The 16439-nt window shown below is 62.6% G+C and carries 15 protein-coding genes; 10 read left to right on the top strand and 5 right to left on the bottom strand.

The features are described 5' to 3' along the window. Positions 1-417 precede the first annotated feature (417 nt). On the bottom strand, positions 418-1116 hold the full coding sequence (gene aqpZ, locus ACI2KK_RS25875) for an aquaporin Z (RefSeq protein WP_404671191.1): 699 nt from the start codon (positions 1114-1116) through the stop codon (positions 418-420). Between the two features lie 233 nt (positions 1117-1349). Beyond that, positions 1350-2105 carry a GntR family transcriptional regulator gene (locus tag ACI2KK_RS25870; RefSeq protein ID WP_217839581.1) on the bottom strand — a complete coding sequence of 252 codons (756 nt, stop codon included), beginning with the start codon at positions 2103-2105 and terminating at the stop codon, positions 1350-1352. Between the two features lie 356 nt (positions 2106-2461). Here ACI2KK_RS25870 and ACI2KK_RS25865 point away from each other — a divergent pair, with 356 nt between their 5' ends. Next, complete coding sequence (locus ACI2KK_RS25865) at positions 2462-3811, top strand: NCS2 family permease (RefSeq protein WP_404671190.1); 1350 nt, start codon at positions 2462-2464, stop codon at positions 3809-3811. 368 nt (positions 3812-4179) lie between these two features. On the opposite strand, the gene uraH is transcribed toward ACI2KK_RS25865, so the two are convergent. Continuing rightward, a complete protein-coding gene (gene uraH, locus ACI2KK_RS25860; protein ID WP_369987392.1) occupies positions 4180-4533 on the bottom strand; it encodes a hydroxyisourate hydrolase in 354 nt (117 codons plus the stop codon). A gap of 388 nt (positions 4534-4921) precedes the next feature. Between uraH and puuE the strand changes: the two genes are divergently transcribed. The 7 genes from puuE to ACI2KK_RS25825 all read left to right on the top strand — a co-directional run bounded on the left by puuE (position 4922) and on the right by ACI2KK_RS25825 (position 11980). Further along, entirely contained in the window at positions 4922-5848 is a 927-nt protein-coding gene (gene puuE / locus ACI2KK_RS25855) for an allantoinase PuuE (RefSeq protein WP_217885867.1), read from the top strand. Further along, the gene (gene uraD / locus ACI2KK_RS25850) at positions 5848-6372 is read left to right on the top strand and encodes a 2-oxo-4-hydroxy-4-carboxy-5-ureidoimidazoline decarboxylase (RefSeq protein ID WP_404671189.1); all 525 of its coding nucleotides are present in this window, start codon (positions 5848-5850) and stop codon (positions 6370-6372) included. The genes puuE and uraD overlap by 1 nt, the downstream gene beginning before the upstream one ends. A gap of 109 nt (positions 6373-6481) precedes the next feature. Next, entirely contained in the window at positions 6482-6985 is a 504-nt protein-coding gene (locus tag ACI2KK_RS25845) for an ureidoglycolate lyase (protein ID WP_011532943.1), read from the top strand. Between the two features lie 55 nt (positions 6986-7040). Beyond that, positions 7041-8369, top strand: a complete 1329-nt coding sequence (locus tag ACI2KK_RS25840; protein WP_404671188.1) for a urate hydroxylase PuuD — start codon at positions 7041-7043, stop codon at positions 8367-8369. A gap of 200 nt (positions 8370-8569) precedes the next feature. Next, entirely contained in the window at positions 8570-9925 is a 1356-nt protein-coding gene (locus ACI2KK_RS25835; protein WP_217839587.1) for a nucleobase:cation symporter-2 family protein, read from the top strand. 135 nt (positions 9926-10060) lie between these two features. Continuing rightward, complete coding sequence (locus ACI2KK_RS25830; RefSeq protein WP_404671187.1) at positions 10061-10846, top strand: outer membrane protein OmpK; 786 nt, start codon at positions 10061-10063, stop codon at positions 10844-10846. Positions 10847-11197: 351 nt separating this feature from the next. Beyond that, on the top strand, positions 11198-11980 hold the full coding sequence (locus ACI2KK_RS25825) for an outer membrane protein OmpK (protein ID WP_217839589.1): 783 nt from the start codon (positions 11198-11200) through the stop codon (positions 11978-11980). Between the two features lie 143 nt (positions 11981-12123). Here ACI2KK_RS25825 and ACI2KK_RS25820 read toward each other — a convergent pair whose 3' ends face one another. After that, positions 12124-13038, bottom strand: a complete 915-nt coding sequence (locus tag ACI2KK_RS25820) for a DUF808 domain-containing protein (protein WP_404671186.1) — start codon at positions 13036-13038, stop codon at positions 12124-12126. Positions 13039-13171: 133 nt separating this feature from the next. Here ACI2KK_RS25820 and ACI2KK_RS25815 point away from each other — a divergent pair, with 133 nt between their 5' ends. Continuing rightward, a complete protein-coding gene (locus tag ACI2KK_RS25815; RefSeq protein WP_217839591.1) occupies positions 13172-13783 on the top strand; it encodes a TetR/AcrR family transcriptional regulator in 612 nt (203 codons plus the stop codon). A gap of 127 nt (positions 13784-13910) precedes the next feature. On the opposite strand, the gene ACI2KK_RS25810 is transcribed toward ACI2KK_RS25815, so the two are convergent. Next, positions 13911-14351, bottom strand: coding sequence for a heme-binding protein (locus tag ACI2KK_RS25810; protein WP_404671185.1), 441 nt, complete (start codon positions 14349-14351; stop codon positions 13911-13913). A gap of 256 nt (positions 14352-14607) precedes the next feature. Between ACI2KK_RS25810 and gcl the strand changes: the two genes are divergently transcribed. Beyond that, complete coding sequence (gene gcl, locus ACI2KK_RS25805) at positions 14608-16383, top strand: glyoxylate carboligase (RefSeq protein WP_404671184.1); 1776 nt, start codon at positions 14608-14610, stop codon at positions 16381-16383. Positions 16384-16439: the final 56 nt, after the last annotated feature.

Below are 16439 nucleotides of genomic sequence, written 5' to 3'. Positions count from 1 at the left end.
TGACCGTATCAAGCTGAGGCTTAATGGCCTGAGCCCTGTTGAGTACAGGACTCAGGCTGCTGCCTAGAGCTGTCCAACTTTTTGGGGGCAGTCCACCCTGTGGGAGCAACTGTCTTGCTCAATTTCTAAAAGCTGGTGCGATCCCTGTAGGAGCCGGCTTGCCGGCGATAGGGCCGGCACAGGCGAATGTTGGCACCGGCTGTGCCGGTGATCGCCGGCAAGCCGGCTCCTACAGGTACGGCACTGGTCTGAAGCTTATGCAGTCCCTGTGGGAGCGGCTTTAGCCGCGAAGCAGGCACCGCGGTTGATGGCACCGGCTTTGCCGGGGTGCGCGGCTGAAGCCGCTCCCACAGAATATTCGTTAAATCAACGAGGCGTGATTTTTCTGTAGGAGCCGGCTTGCCGGCGATCAATCGCTCAGGACGACTTGGCCAGCCCGCGATACAGCCCCGCGCCAACGGCTGCCCCAATCAACGGCGCCAGCCAGAACAACCACAGCTGCTGCAACGCCCAGCCGCCGACGAACAACGCCGGCCCCGTGCTGCGCGCAGGGTTCACCGAGGTATTGGTGACCGGGATCGAGATCAGGTGAATCAGCGTCAGCGCCAGGCCAATGGCAATCGGCGCGAACCCCGCCGGCGCCCGGGCATCGGTCGCGCCCATGATCACCACCAGGAACATCGCCGTCATCACCACCTCACTGACGAACCCCGCCGCCAGCGTGTAACCGCCGGGCGAATGTTCGCCATACCCGTTGGAGGCCAGCCCGTTGCCCAGCTCGAAGCCGGCCTTGCCGCTGGCGATGCACCAGATCACCGCGGCGGCAATGATTGCGCCGACCACCTGGGCGACCACGTAGGGCAGCAGCTCTTTGGCCGGAAAGCGCCCGCCCACCACCAGCCCGAAGGACACAGCGGGGTTAAGGTGACAACCGGAGATATGGCCAATGGCGAACGCCATGGTCAGGACAGTCAGGCCGAAGGCGAAGGCAACACCGAGAACCCCGATGCCGACAGGTGAGCTGGCAGCCAGTACCGCGCTGCCACAACCACCCAGAACCAGCCAGAAGGTGCCGATCAGCTCGGCACCCATACGAACACCCAGAGATGTGGTCATGGACCTTTCCTCAAGTAGTTGAACGCAATGAATGCGCAAGCCCAACTGCTTGATGAAGGTTTGCATACAAGAATTTAGCAGAGGTTTGTTTGATGCGCAGGCAGCACAGCCTGTGAAAGCGACTGCCTTGTGCTGCCTGTACCGGCCTCATCGCCGGCAAGCCGGCTCCTACAGGGGAACGCGCTCACCTGTAGGAGCCGGCTTGCCGGCGATGAGGCCGGCGGGGCAAACGATCAACCCTTGAGCGAAGCCTTGGGCTTTTTCAGCAGGTGGGAGAACACCGCATGCAGGTCGTCCGAGGCGCTTTCTTCGTCCAGGTTGAGCTTGCTGTCGATGTGGTCCATGTGGTGCATCATCAGGCTCACCGCCTGCTGCGCGTCACGCGCCTCGATGGCGTCGATCAATTGCATGTGTTCATCGTACGAGCAGTGCGAGCGGTTGCCGCTTTCGTACTGGGCGATGATCAGCGAGGTCTGCGACACCAGGCTGCGCTGGAAGCTCACCAAAGGTGCATTGCCGGCAGCTTCGGCCAGTTTGAGGTGGAACTCGCCGGACAGGCGGATGCCGGCGCCACGGTCGCCACGGGAGAAGCTGTCGCGCTCCTCGCGGACCATCTGGCGCAGTTCTTCCAGCTGCTCGCGGGTGGCGTGCTGCACGGCAAGTTCGGTGATGGCGCGCTCGACCATGCGCCGCGAGAAGAACACCTGGCGCGCCTCTTCTACCGTGGGGCTGGCCACCACTGCACCACGGTTGGGGCGCAGCAACACCACGCTTTCGTGGGCCAGGCGCGACAGGGCGCGGCGGATGATGGTGCGGCTGACGCCAAAGATTTCGCCCAGCGCTTCCTCGCTCAACTTGGTGCCCGGGGCAAGGCGCTGCTCGAGAATGGCCTCGAAGATGTGCGCATAGACGATGTCGTCCTGGGTACCGCTGCGGCCGGCCTTGCCAATGCGCGCAGGTTTTTTCAGAGGTTGCAGCTGTTCGTTCATGGGCTCTCGAGCACGAAGGATCTGCCAGTCGGACCGTGACTGTAACGCCTGTCGACGGGTGGGTGGCAAGTCCGGAAGTTGGTAATAGGCCAAGGTATGGCGCCATTGTACACAGGCTGACCCGTTTCTGCAGGTGGCCTTTTACCTATATAGCCGTTGTACGGCAGTTTTTGCACGGGAAAGATAAAACATTATTTGCATTCTTTGTACACAAAAGCATAATCCTGCGAGCAACTTCCTGACCCAAAAGTCAACAAACTGGTCGGTCGTCTGCCACACCCCTCCCACGAAGCCCCCAAGTGCATCGCTCAGGACCAGGCTTCGATAAAACAAGAAAGACTTGAGGAGTACTCGCTGTGGAAAGCCGCAAATCCGAAGCCCCTACGCTGGATCTCGCCCCACCGCTCGAAACGAGCTGGCTGGAGCGGATTTTCAAACTCAAGCGACACGGCAGCACCGTAAAGACCGAGCTGATCGCCGGGGTGACCACCTTCATCACCATGGCCTACATCATCTTCGTCAACCCCAACATCATGGCCGATGCCGGTATCGACCATGGCGCCGCATTCGTCGCCACCTGCATCGCCGCCGCCCTCGGTTGCCTGCTGATGGGCCTGTACGCCAACTGGCCGGTGGGCCTGGCACCAGGCATGGGGCTCAATGCGTTCTTCACCTACACCGTGGTCGGCACCATGGGCTACAACTGGGAAACGGCGCTGGGGGCGGTGTTCGTCTCGGGCGTACTGTTCATGTTCCTGACCCTGTCGAGGGTGCGCGAGTGGTTGCTCAACAGCATCCCGGTCAGCCTGCGCCATGCCATGGGGGCCGGGGTCGGCTTGTTCCTCGGGCTGATCGGCCTGAAGACCGCCGGCATCATCGTCGCCAGCCCGGCCACCCTGATCAAGCTGGGCTCGCTGCATGAGCCGGGGCCGCTGCTGGCAGCGCTGTGCTTCTTGCTGATCGCCATCCTCAGCTACAAGCGGGTGTTCGGCGCCATCCTCATCAGCATCATCGGCGTGACCTTGGCCGGTTGGGGCCTGGGGCTGGTCAAGTTCGGCGGGGTGATGTCGATGCCGCCGAGCCTGGCACCGACCTGGATGGCCATGGATGTGGCCGGTGTGTTCAACGTCAGCATGATCAGCGTGGTGCTGGCGTTCCTCTTCGTGCACATGTTCGACACCGCCGGCACCCTGATGGGCGTGGCCCAGCGCGCCAACCTGGTGGCGCCGGACGGGCGTATCGAAAACCTGTCGCGGGCGTTGAAGGCCGACAGTGCTTCAAGCGTGTTCGGCGCAGTGGTGGGTGTGCCGCCAGTAACCAGTTACGTGGAAAGCGCTGCGGGCGTGGCCGCCGGTGGCCGCACCGGCCTGACTGCCGTGGTGGTGGGGTTGCTGTTCATCGCGGCGATGTTCTTCGCCCCGCTGGCCGGCATGATCCCGGCCTATGCCACCGCTGGTGCGCTGATTTATGTGGCGATGTTGATGATGGGCAGCATGGCGCACATTCATTGGGACGACGCCACCGACAGCATCCCGGCGATCGTCACGGTGATCATGATGCCGCTGACCTTCTCGGTGGCCGACGGCATTGCCCTGGGCTTTATCAGTTACGTGGCGCTCAAGGCCGGTACCGGCAAGTACAAGGAGATCTCGGCCAGCCTGTGGGTGCTGTGCCTGATCTTCATTGCCAAGTTCGTGTTCCTTTGAGCTGAGCTGCTGCACAAAAAAGGGCGCCATAGGCGCCCTTTTTTGTTGCCCTGGTGAACCCCGTGCCATTTTGTGCCGCCTGCGCGGTCCCTATCGCCGGCAAGCCGGCTCCTACAGTGACCGCGCCGGCTGTGATTTTTCATGGGGCCTGTACCGGCCTCTTCGCGGGCAAGCCCGCTCCCACAGGATTATCGCCACCATCACCTGCGCGCCACACCTGTACTGGCACCCTCAGCTACGCACCGTACCTGTAGGAGCCGGCTTGCCGGCGATGGGGCCCGAACAACCCGTACAAAAACTACAGACGAAAAAAAGCCCGCCAGTGTGAGAGCGGGCCAAGGACCTACGAAGATTCTTCTAGCGACCAACTAGCTTCCACGGTAGGTCGAGTAACTGTACGGCGAGATCAACAGCGGCACGTGGTAGTGCTCCTGCTGCTCGTCGATGCCAAAGCGCAGCACCACCACGTCGAGGAACGCGGCATCCGGCAACGCCACGCCTTTGGCGCGGTAGTAGGCGCCAGCGCTGAACTGCAGCTGGTAAACGCCGGTACGGTAGTCGTCACCCTGCAGCAGCGGCGCGTCGACGCGGCCATCGCTGTTGGTCAGGGCGGTGTTCACCAGCTCCAGCTGCTGGCCTTCGACACGGTACAGCTCGACCTTGATCGAGCTGCCCGGGCAGCCATGCGCGGCATCCAGTACGTGTGTGGTCAAACGTCCCATTTGCTTGTCGCCTCTTGTCGTATGCGTGGGCAAAAAATACACGCCAGCCACCGGGCACTCTGCCCGTGGTGGGTGGGAATGGGGCCATTAAGACAGTTTCTCGATAAATTGTACACAATTTTTTGAACCCTTCCGTGGGCGGCCCCAGCCCCGCCCCACAAAGGTGCCAACAGTCGCAAATACAGGCCCGGTGCTGGCGCAATCGGGCTTATCTGACCAATCAGGCAGGTTTCTTGCAACGCTTTTCAGCCTGACCGATGGGAAGAAATGCTGAAAAACAGGCTTACAAATGATTTCAGAAGTTGTATACAATCATCCCATCCGGTGGTGCGACATCCCGACGCGGCCCGCCCACCACCCGCACTAACGTACAAGAAGGAAGACTGCAGTGAGCGCTGACTACCCTCGCGACCTGATCGGTTACGGCAACAACCCACCTCATCCGCAATGGCCGGGGAATGCCCGCATTGCGCTGTCCTTCGTGCTCAACTACGAAGAAGGTGGCGAGCGCAATATCCTGCACGGCGACAAAGAGTCCGAAGCCTTCCTCTCTGAAATGGTCGCCGCCCAGCCGCTGCAGGGCGCGCGCAACATGAGCATGGAATCGCTCTACGAATACGGCAGCCGCGCCGGCGTCTGGCGCCTGCTCAAGCTGTTCAAGGACAGCGGCGTGCCGCTGACCATCTTCGCCGTGGCCATGGCCGCCCAGCGCCACCCCGACGTGATCCGCGCCATGGCCGAAGCCGGCCACGAGATCTGCAGCCACGGCTACCGCTGGATCGACTACCAGAACATGGACGAGGCTCAAGAGCGTGAGCACATGCTCGAAGCCATCCGCATCCTCACCGAACTCACCGGCGAGCGCCCGGTGGGCTGGTACACCGGCCGCACCGGCCCGAACACCCGCCGCCTGGTGATGGAGGAAGGTGGCTTCCTCTATGACAGCGACACCTACGACGACGACCTGCCCTACTGGGAGCCGAACAACCCCACCGGCAAGCCGCACCTGGTGATCCCCTACACCCTGGACACCAACGACATGCGCTTCACCCAGGTGCAGGGCTTCAACTGCGGCGAGCAGTTCTTCCAGTACTTGAAAGACGCCTTCGACGTGCTCTACGAAGAAGGCGCCGAGGCGCCGAAAATGCTCTCCATCGGCCTGCACTGCCGCCTGGTCGGCCGCCCGGCGCGCCTGGCCGCGCTCAAGCGCTTCGTCGACTACGCCAAAAGCCACGACCAGGTCTGGTTCGCCCGTCGCGCGGATATCGCCCGCCACTGGCACGCCACCCACCCGTACAAGAAAGAGAACGCCTGATGACCGCCTTCACCACCCTCAAGCCCTCCACCCTGAGCCGCGCCGCCTTCGTCGAGGCCTTCGCCGACATCTACGAGCACTCGCCGTGGGTCGCCGAAAAAGCCTACGACCTGGGCCAGCTGGGTGAGCTGGGTGAGCTGGACGAGATCGAGGCGCTGCACCAGCGCATGAGCGACATCCTGCTCAGCGCCAACCACGCAGACCAGCTGGCACTGATCAACGCTCACCCGGACCTCGCCGGCAAAGCCGCCGTGCAGGGCGAGCTGACCGAATCGAGCACCAACGAGCAGGCCGGCGCCGGTATTCACCAGTGCACCGCCGAGGAGTTCGCCCGCTTCACCGAGCTGAACGACGCCTACAAGGCCAAGTTCAAGTTCCCGTTCATCATGGCGGTCAAAGGCAGCAACCGGCACCAGATCCTCGCCTCCTTCGAAAAACGCATCCACAACGATACCGATGCCGAGTTCAAGGAAGCCCTGGCGCAGATCAACCTGATTGCCCTGTTCCGCCTGCTGCAGCTTTGAGGACTGAGCGCCGCCGTGGCCCGAGTGCGTGACGCGTACGCACCCAGGGCCTGGCCGGCAAGCCGGTCCACCCTATTTTGATAACAACGAACATAGAAGAGATAACCGCATGCGCACCCTGATGATCGAGCCCCTGACCAAAGAAGCCTTCGCCCCTTTCGGTGACGTGATCGAAACCGACGGCAGCGACCACTTCATGATCAACAACGGCTCGACCATGCGCTTTCACAAGCTCGCCACGGTCGAGACCGCCGAGCCTGAAGACAAGGCGATCATCAGCATCTTCCGCGCCGACGCGCTGGAAATGCCGCTGACCGTACGCATGCTGGAACGCCATCCGCTGGGCAGCCAGGCTTTCATCCCGCTGCTCGGCAACCCCTTTCTGATCGTGGTCGCGCCCGTTGGCGATGCACCTGTATCAGGCTTGGTCCGTGCCTTCCGCAGTAATGGCAGGCAGGGCGTTAATTACCATCGCGGCGTTTGGCACCACCCGGTGCTGACGATCGAAAAGCGGGATGACTTCCTGGTGGTTGATCGCAGTGGTTCTGGCAACAACTGCGATGAGCATTACTTCCCCGAGGAACAGATGTTGATCCTCAATCCCCACCAATAAGAAAAGGTCGGTCATTCAGGCTCGCCTGAAATGTGACCGGCGAGAGGTAAATACTGTGGAAGCACACCTTCACGAATGGCTGAACCTGAGCATTCGCTGGGTTCACATGATCACCGGTGTCGCCTGGATCGGTGCATCGTTCTACTTCGTCTGGCTGGAGAACCACCTGAACCGCAGCAACCCGCGCGATGGGTTGTCGGGTGACCTTTGGGCCATCCACGGTGGTGGTATCTACCACCTGGAAAAATACAAGCTCGCACCGCCGAAAATGCCCGAGAACCTGCACTGGTTCAAATGGGAAGCCTACTTCACCTGGATGTCCGGGATCGCCCTGCTGTGCGTGGTGTTCTACTGGAACCCGACCCTGTACCTGCTGGCACCCGGCAGCACCCTGAGCGGTGCCGAAGGCGTGGCCATCGGTATCGGTTCGCTGGTCGCCGGCTGGTTCATCTACGACTTCCTCTGCGACTCGCCCCTGGGCAAGCAACCGGCGCTGCTCGGTGGCGTCTTGTTCGTGCTGATCATCGCTGCCTGCTTCGGCTTCAGCCTGGTGTTCAGCGGCCGCGGCGCCTACCTGCACACCGGTGCGATCATCGGCACCATCATGGTCGGTAACGTGTTCCGCATCATCATGCCGGCCCAGCGCCAGCTGGTGGCGGCAATCGAGAACAACCAGACCCCCGACCCGGTACTGCCGGCCAAGGGCCTGCTGCGCTCGCGTCACAACAACTACTTCACCCTGCCGGTGCTGTTCATCATGATCAGCAACCACTTCCCGAGCACCTACGGCAGCCAGTACAACTGGCTGATCCTGGCCGGCATTGCAGTCGCTGCGGTACTGATCCGCCACTACTTCAACACCCGCCACGACAGCAACAAGTACGCCTGGACCCTGCCGGTCGGCGCCCTGGCGATGATCTGCCTGGCCTACGTCACCGGCCCCAAGCCGCTGCCGACCGCCCCTGAGCAGGCCGCTGCCAAAGTCGAGTACCAGCCGCTGCCAGCCACCGCAGTCGGTGGCAAGACCGCCGCCCAACTGCGTGAAGAAGAAGCCGCCAAGGCCGCTGCTGCCCCTGCCACCCCGGCAGAGCAGCCAGCCCAGGCCAGCGCCCAGGCGCCAGCCGGTGGTTTCGACAAGATCCACGACGTCATCCAGGAACGCTGCACCGTGTGCCACTCGGCCAAGCCGACCAGCCCGCTGTTCAGCGCAGCCCCTGCCGGCGTGATGTTCGACACCCCGCAGGAGATCCAGGCCCAGGCCGCGCGCATTCAGGCGCAAGCGGTTGCCAGCCAGATCATGCCGCTGGGCAACATCACCCAGATGACCGTCGAGGAACGCAAGCTGGTAGGTGACTGGATCGCCAAAGGCGCCCAGGTCAACTGACCCCCAGGCAACCTGCTCACCTGTAGGTGCAGGCTTGCCTGCGATGAGGCCGGCACGTCCGGCCTCACTTTCAAGCTTCAAGCAACAAGCAAGCATCGAGCGTGCGTCCTCACCCGGGAACCACAGCCTCCTTCACCGGAGCCTGCCAGGTGAAGCCGCCCGCTTGGATCCGAGAATAAAAACAAAACTCGAGGTGCTGCATGTCCGAGTCACCCAAGGCGTACATCCCTGTTGCGCCACCACGACAGCCCCTGCCCCTGTTCCAGCTGATCCTGGTAGGCCTGCAACATGTCCTGCTGATGTACGGCGGCGCCATCGCCGTGCCGCTGATCATCGGCCAGGCTGCGGGCCTGTCCCGCGAGGAAGTCGCCTTCCTGATCAACGCCGACCTGCTGGTCGCCGGCGTTGCCACCATCATCCAGTCCTTCGGTATCGGCCCGGTCGGCATTCGCATGCCGGTCATGATGGGCGCCAGCTTCGCCGCGGTCGGCAGCATGGTGGCCATGGCCGGCATGCCCGGCGTCGGCCTGCAGGGGATCTTCGGCGCGACCATCGCTGCCGGCTTCTTCGGCATGCTGATCGCGCCGTTCATGTCCAAGGTCGTACGCTTCTTCCCACCGCTAGTGACCGGTACGGTCATCACCTCCATTGGCCTGTCGCTGTTCCCGGTGGCGGTCAACTGGGCCGGTGGCGGCCATGAGGCCGAAACCTTCGGCTCGCCGATCTACCTGATGGTTGCAGGCCTGGTGCTGGCCGTCATTCTGCTGATCAACCGCTTCATGCGCGGCTTCTGGGTCAACGTGTCGGTACTGGTGGGCATGGGCCTGGGCTACGTGCTGGCCGGCTCCATCGGCATGGTCGACCTGTCGGGCCTGGGCGCAGCGCCCTGGCTGCAGGTGGTCACGCCGCTGCACTTCGGCATGCCGACCTTTAGCCTGGCGCCGATCCTGTCGATGTGCCTGGTGGTGGTGATCATCTTCGTCGAGTCCACCGGCATGTTCCTGGCCCTGGGCAAGGTCACCGATCGCGAAGTCACCCCCGGGATGCTGCGCCGCGGCCTGTTGTGCGACGCCGGCGCGTCGTTCATCGCAGGCTTTTTCAACACCTTCACCCACTCCTCGTTCGCCCAGAACATCGGCCTGGTGCAGATGACCGGGGTGCGCTGCCGTTACGTCACGGTGATGGCCGGCGGGCTGCTGATTCTGCTCAGCCTGCTGCCCAAGGCGGCCTACCTGATCGCCTCGATCCCGCCTGCGGTACTGGGCGGCGCGTCCATCGCCATGTTCGGCATGGTCACCGCCACCGGCATCAAGATCCTCCAGGAGGCCGACATCAGCGACCGCCGCAACCAGTTGCTGGTGGCGGTGAGCGTGGGCTTTGGCCTGATCCCGGTGGTACGCCCGGAGTTCTTCGCGCAGATGCCGCAGTGGATGGAACCCATCACCCACAGTGGTATCGCCATGGCCACCCTCAGCGCCCTGGTGTTGAACCTGTTGTTCAACATCCTCGGCGGCGCCGAGCGCGCGGCGCATAACGACGCCTGTCACCAGCATTGAGCTGTCAGGGGGCGGCGCACGTCGCCCCCATTCAAACCAAGCAATAGCACGACCGTCGGCCCACTGGAATGGGCCGCCAGGGGCGCCTGCGCGCCGAAAAAAACCAACAAAAACAATAAGTCCGGGAATCACAACATGAAACGCATCACCACGTCCCTGTTGCTGGGCAGCAGCCTGCTGGCCACCCTCCCCTCGCACGCCGGCGAATGGCTGCAGTGGCACGGCGAAAGCCTGACCTACCTGTACGGCAAGGACTTCAAGGTCAACCCCGACATCCAGCAGACCATCACCTTCGAACACGCCAACAAATGGAAGTACGGCGATACGTTCCTGTTCATCGACAAGATCTTCTACAACGGCAAGCCCGACCCGGGCAAAGGCGTCACCACCTACTACGGCGAGTTCAGCCCACGCCTGTCGTTCGGCAAGATCCTCGATAAAAAGCTGGCCTTCGGCCCGGTGAAAGACGTCCTGCTGGCCATGACCTACGAGCGCGGCGAGGGCGACAACGAGGCCTACCTGATCGGCCCCGGCTTCGACCTGGACATCCCCGGCTTCAACTACTTCACCCTGAACTTCTACGTGCGCAACACCGAAGGCGCACGCCCCGGCGACAACGTCTGGCAGATCACCCCCGGCTGGTCGTACACCATCCCGGTGGGCAAGTCGGACATCCTGATCGACGGCTACATGGACTGGGTGCCCGACAACGACCAGAACAGCCGCGGCACCTACCACGCCAACCTGCACTTCAACCCGCAGGTCAAATACGACCTGGGCAAAGCCCTGAACCTGGGCGCCAAGCAGTTGTACGTGGGCTTTGAATACAGCTACTGGAAAGACAAATACGGCATCGACAGCCGCGGCAACCTGGAGAGCAACCAGAGTGTCGCCAGCGCGCTGATCAAAGTACACTTCTAAGAAGTTGACCAAACGCACAACTTTGATTCACATGCTCCAGGACGGAGCACTTGAGGCCCGGCGCGCAAGTGAGTAATCTGCGCGCCCCCTCGATCGGGGCAGGACGGAACCTGCCCGCGTTTACTGACCGCTCAGTCAATGAATTCGGGCGGTTGGTCAACGTGTTGCCAGCCTGAAGCACCCATTTTCATCCGTTCAGAAAGCCGTCGAGCAGGACCGCTGCGCCCAACCCGGAAATGTTGGCACAGCGCTTGCCAAACAGCTGTGGCCAATCGAAAAAAGCTGACCCAAAAGACAAGAACAGCGCCCGAGCGCTGACAACAGATCCAAATCAAGGGAGCGACACACGCAATGCGTACCATCAACAGCCTGATCCTCGCCGGCGGCCTGCTGGCCTGCGGCGCCAGCCAAGCCGACGACCTGCTGCAGTGGCAGAACAACAGCCTGACCTACCTGTGGGGCAAAGGCTTCAAGGTCAACCCGGCCGTGCAGCAGACCGTCACCTTCGAACATGCCGACGCCTGGAAGTACGGCGACAACTTCATCTTCGTCGACAAGATCTTCTACCAGGGCAAAAAAGACGAAGGTAACGGCCCCAACACCTACTACGGCGAAATCAGCCCGCGCCTGTCGTTCGGCAAGATCTTCGACCAGAAGCTGGAATTCGGCCCGGTGAAGGACGTATTGCTGGCCATGACCTACGAGTTCGGCGAGGGTGACACCGAGGCCTACCTGATCGGCCCGGGCTTCGACCTGGCCATCCCGGGCTTTGACTACTTCCAGCTGAACTTCTACCAGCGCACCACCGACGGCAGCCGCCCGGGCGACAACGTCTGGCAGATCACCCCGGTGTGGTCCTACACCCTGCCTGTGGGTTCGTCCGACATCCTCATCGACGGCTTCATGGACTGGGTGGTGGACAACGACGAAAACCGCCGCGGCACCTACCAGGCCAACCTGCACTTCAACCCGCAGATCAAGTACGACCTGGGCAAGGCCCTGCACCTGGGCGAAAAGCAGCTGTACGTGGGTGTGGAGTACGACTACTGGAAGAACAAGTACGGCATCAAGGATTCCGACGGCTTCACCACCGACCAGAACACCATGAGTTTCCTGGTGAAAGTGCACTTCTGATCGCAAAGCCAAGCGCCGGCCCCCTGTAGGAGCCGGCTTGCCGGCGATGGGGCCGGGCCTGCATAAAACCATCCAGAATTCATACAGGGTTCAAGGGCCCTATCGCCGGCAAGCCGGCTCCTACAGGGGCCCCGTTCCGCCCGTCATTTGGCCGGGCGCAGCGCCTGCCACAGCTTGCCGACCACACTCACCACGGCCAGCACCACAGCCCCGGCAATCACCCCCGCCACACCATTGAGCAGCGCCCCGGTCAAGGCCCCGCCACGCCCGTCGGCGAACGCCTCGATGGCGTGATGCAGCGGCGCGATGCCGTGCACCAGAATGCCGCCACCCACCAAAAACATCGCCGCGGTACCCACCACCGACAGGCCCTTCATCATGTACGGCGCCGCCCGCAAAATGCCGTTGCCGATGCTGCGGCTGACGCTTGAGGCCTTCTGCGTCATCCACAGCCCCAGGTCATCGAGCTTGACGATACCCGCCACCAACCCGTAAACCCCCAGGGTCATGACCACGGCGATGCCCGACAGCACGATGATCTGCTGGCTCAGTGGCGCATCAGCCACGGTGCCCAGGGTGATGGCGATGATCTCGGCCGACAGGATGAAGTCGGTGCGCACCGCGCCCTTGATCTTGCCCTTCTCGAACGCCACCAGGTCGACACTGGCATCGGCCACCGCCTCCTTGCGCACCTGGTGCTGGGCGTCGTCTTCTTCCTTGCTGTGCAAGAACTTGTGCGCCAGCTTCTCGAAGCCTTCGAAGCACAGGTAAGCGCCGCCGAGCATCAGCAAGGGCGTGACCGCCCAAGGGATGAACGCGCTGATCAGCAGCGCCGCCGGCACCAGAATCGCCTTGTTCACCAGCGAGCCCTTGGCCACCGCCCACACCACCGGGATTTCCCGCTCGGCGCGCACACCGGTGACCTGCTGCGCGTTCAGCGCCAGGTCATCGCCCAATACGCCGGCGGTCTTCTTCGCCGCGACCTTGGTCATCACCGAGACATCGTCGAGTACCGTGGCGATATCGTCGATCAGTACCAGTAAGCTGCTGCCTGCCATGTCAAAATGTTTCCAGTGGGTTCGAATGGCCGGGATTCTAGCCCAAAGACGCTGCCTTGAGCGCCCGTCCGGGCGGGTGCTACCATGCCAAACCCCGTTTGCAGGGGGCCAGACACGAGGAAGACCCCTGACAATGAGCACCATTCGCGAGCGCAACAAGGAGCTGATCCTGCGCGCGGCCAGTGAAGAATTCGCCGACAAGGGCTTCGCCGCCACCAAGACCAGCGACATCGCGGCCAAGGCCGGGCTGCCCAAGCCGAACGTCTATTACTACTTCAAATCCAAGGACAACCTGTACCGCGAGGTGCTCGAGAGCATCATCGCGCCGATCATGCAGGCTTCGACGCCGTTCAATGCCGACGGCGACCCCAAAGAAGTACTGAGCGCCTACATTCGCTCCAAGGTGCGCATCTCCCGCGACTTGCCGCATGCCTCGAAAGTGTTCGCCAGCGAGATCATGCACGGTGCGCCGCACCTCTCGCCCAGCCAGGTGGAGCAGCTCAACGAGCAGGCCCGGCACAACATCGAATGCATCCAGCGCTGGATCGACCGCGGGCAGATCGCCAATGTCGATGCCCACCACCTGATGTTCAGCATCTGGGCGGCCACGCAAACCTACGCCGACTTCGACTGGCAGATCTCGGTGATCACCGGCAAGGCCAAGCTTGCCGACAGTGATTACGAGGCAGCGGCCGAGACCATCATCAGGCTGGTGTTGAAAGGCTGCGAGCCCGAGGCAGCCTGACAGGGCCAAGGGGGCTGCTTTGCAGCCCATCGCGACACAAGGCCGCTCCTACAGGTGTTTTGCGATCCCCTGTAGGAGCGGCCTTGTGTCGCGATGGGCCGCAAAGCGGCCCCAAGTTTCAGAATGCTTACGCCGCCACCCCGGCATCCGCCGTCAGCCCGGCCTCTTCGATCGCATTGATCGCGCACTGCTCGTCGATATCCGACGTATCGCCGCTGATCCCCACCGCACCCAGCACCTTGCCGGCCTGATCGCGAATCAGCACTCCGCCCGGCGCCGGCACCACCGGCCGTTCACCCAACCCGTTCAAAGCCGCAAAGAACGCCGGGCGTTGCTGCGAGTCCAGCGCCAGCAGGCGCGAGCCCTTGCCCAGGGCAACCGCGCCCCAGGCCTTGCCGATCGCCACCTCAGGGCGCAACAGGCTGGCGCCGTCCTCGCGCTGCAGCGCCAGCAGGTGGCCGCCGGCATCCAGCACCGCCACGGTCAGCGGCGCAGCATCGATCTTGCGGCCTGCGGCCAGTGCGGCGTTGACCACGGCAACGGCAGTCTTCAGGTTCAAGGCAGTCATGGAAAGGTCCTCTTCTTGTTGTGAGAAGCCCGAGGGCAGTTGAAAACCGATAGACAAGATAGAACACAACAAAGGCACAGGTTGTATACAATTTTTTGATGCAACTCTGCTCGCTGCGACGAAATGCCGCTTTTGACGGCCCCGATGGCCATCCAGACCTCACCGACGAAAATGCGTTGACCTAACGGGCAAAGCATGAATACACTTTGCCGCAACGCAAGTTGTATACAATTACAAAATCGATGAGGCACAAACCATGAGCAAAATGAGAGCAATCGATGCAGCCGTTCTGGTCATGCGCCGTGAAGGTGTAGATACCGCGTTCGGCATTCCAGGAGCCGCCATCAACCCGCTGTACTCGGCCCTGAAAAAAGTCGGTGGCATCGATCACGTCCTCGCTCGCCACGTCGAAGGTGCCTCGCACATGGCCGAGGGCTACACCCGTGCCAACCCGGGCAACATCGGTGTGTGCATCGGCACCTCCGGCCCTGCCGGTACCGACATGGTCACAGGCCTGTACAGCGCCTCGGCCGACTCCATCCCGATCCTGTGCATCACCGGCCAGGCCCCGCGTGCCCGCCTGCACAAGGAAGACTTCCAGGCCGTCGACATCACCAGCATCGTCAAGCCGGTGACCAAGTGGGCCACCACCGTACTGGAACCCGGCCAGGTGCCCTACGCCTTCCAGAAGGCTTTCTATGAAATGCGCACCGGCCGCCCAGGCCCTGTGCTGATCGACCTGCCGTTCGACGTGCAGATGGCCGAAATCGAATTCGACATCGATGCCTACGAGCCGCTGCCGGTCAACAAGCCAGCCGCCACCCGCAAGCAAGCAGAAAAAGCCCTGGCCATGCTTAACGACGCCGAGCGCCCGCTGCTGGTGGCCGGTGGCGGCATCATCAACGCCGACGCCAGCGAAAAACTGGTCGAGTTCGCCGAACTGACCGGCGTACCGGTGGTACCGACCCTGATGGGCTGGGGCACCATCCCGGACGACCACGAGCTGATGGTCGGCATGGTCGGCCTGCAGACCTCGCACCGCTACGGCAACGCCACCATGCTCAAGTCCGACCTGGTGCTGGGTATCGGTAACCGCTGGGCCAACCGCCACACCGGTTCCGTCGACGTCTACACCGAAGGCCGCAAGTTCGTGCACGTGGACATCGAACCGACCCAGATCGGCCGCGTGTTCACCCCGGACCTGGGTATCGTCTCGGATGCCGGCAAGGCGCTGGACGTGTTCCTCGAAGTGGCCCGCGAGTGGAAAGCCGCCGGCAAGCTCAAGTGCCGCGCCGCCTGGCTCAAAGACTGCCAGGAGCGCAAGGCGACCCTGCAGCGCAAGACCAACTTCGACAACGTGCCGGTCAAGCCGCAGCGCGTGTACCAGGAAATGAACGAGGTGTTCGGCAAGGACACCACCTACGTCAGCACCATTGGTCTTTCGCAGATCGCCGGCGCGCAGTTCCTGCACGTGTACAAGCCACGCCACTGGATCAACTGCGGCCAGGCCGGCCCGCTGGGCTGGACCATCCCTGCCGCCCTCGGCGTGGTCAAGGCCGACCCGAAGCGCAAGGTGGTCGCGCTGTCCGGTGACTACGACTTCCAGTTCATGATCGAAGAGCTGGCCGTGGGCGCGCAGTTCAACCTGCCGTACGTCCACGTGCTGGTGAACAACGCCTACCTCGGCCTGATCCGCCAGGCCCAGCGTGGCTTCGACATGGATTACTGTGTACAACTGGCGTTCGAGAACATCAACTCCACCGACGCCGCCACCTACGGTGTCGACCACGTCGCCGTGGTCGAGGGCCTGGGCTGCAAGGCCATCCGCGTGTTCGAGCCGGGCCAGATCGCCCCTGCCCTGCTCAAGGCACAGAAGATGGCCGAAGAGTTCCGCGTACCGGTGGTGGTCGAAGTGATCCTCGAGCGCGTCACCAACATTTCCATGGGCACCGAGATCAACGCGGTCAACGAGTTCGAAGACCTCGCCCTGGTCGGCAACGACGCGCCGACCGCCATCTCGCTGCTGGACTGATCGCCTGACGCCCCCGCGCCGCCCCGATAACCGGGCGCCGGGGGGCCTTCAACGCA

Origin of the sequence: Pseudomonas sp. NPDC089406, assembly GCF_044900265.1 — a bacterium.
GTDB classification, from domain to species: domain Bacteria; phylum Pseudomonadota; class Gammaproteobacteria; order Pseudomonadales; family Pseudomonadaceae; genus Aquipseudomonas; species Aquipseudomonas fakonensis.
Note: the sequence above shows the minus strand (reverse complement) of the source record. Positions and strands in the feature narration are given on the sequence as shown.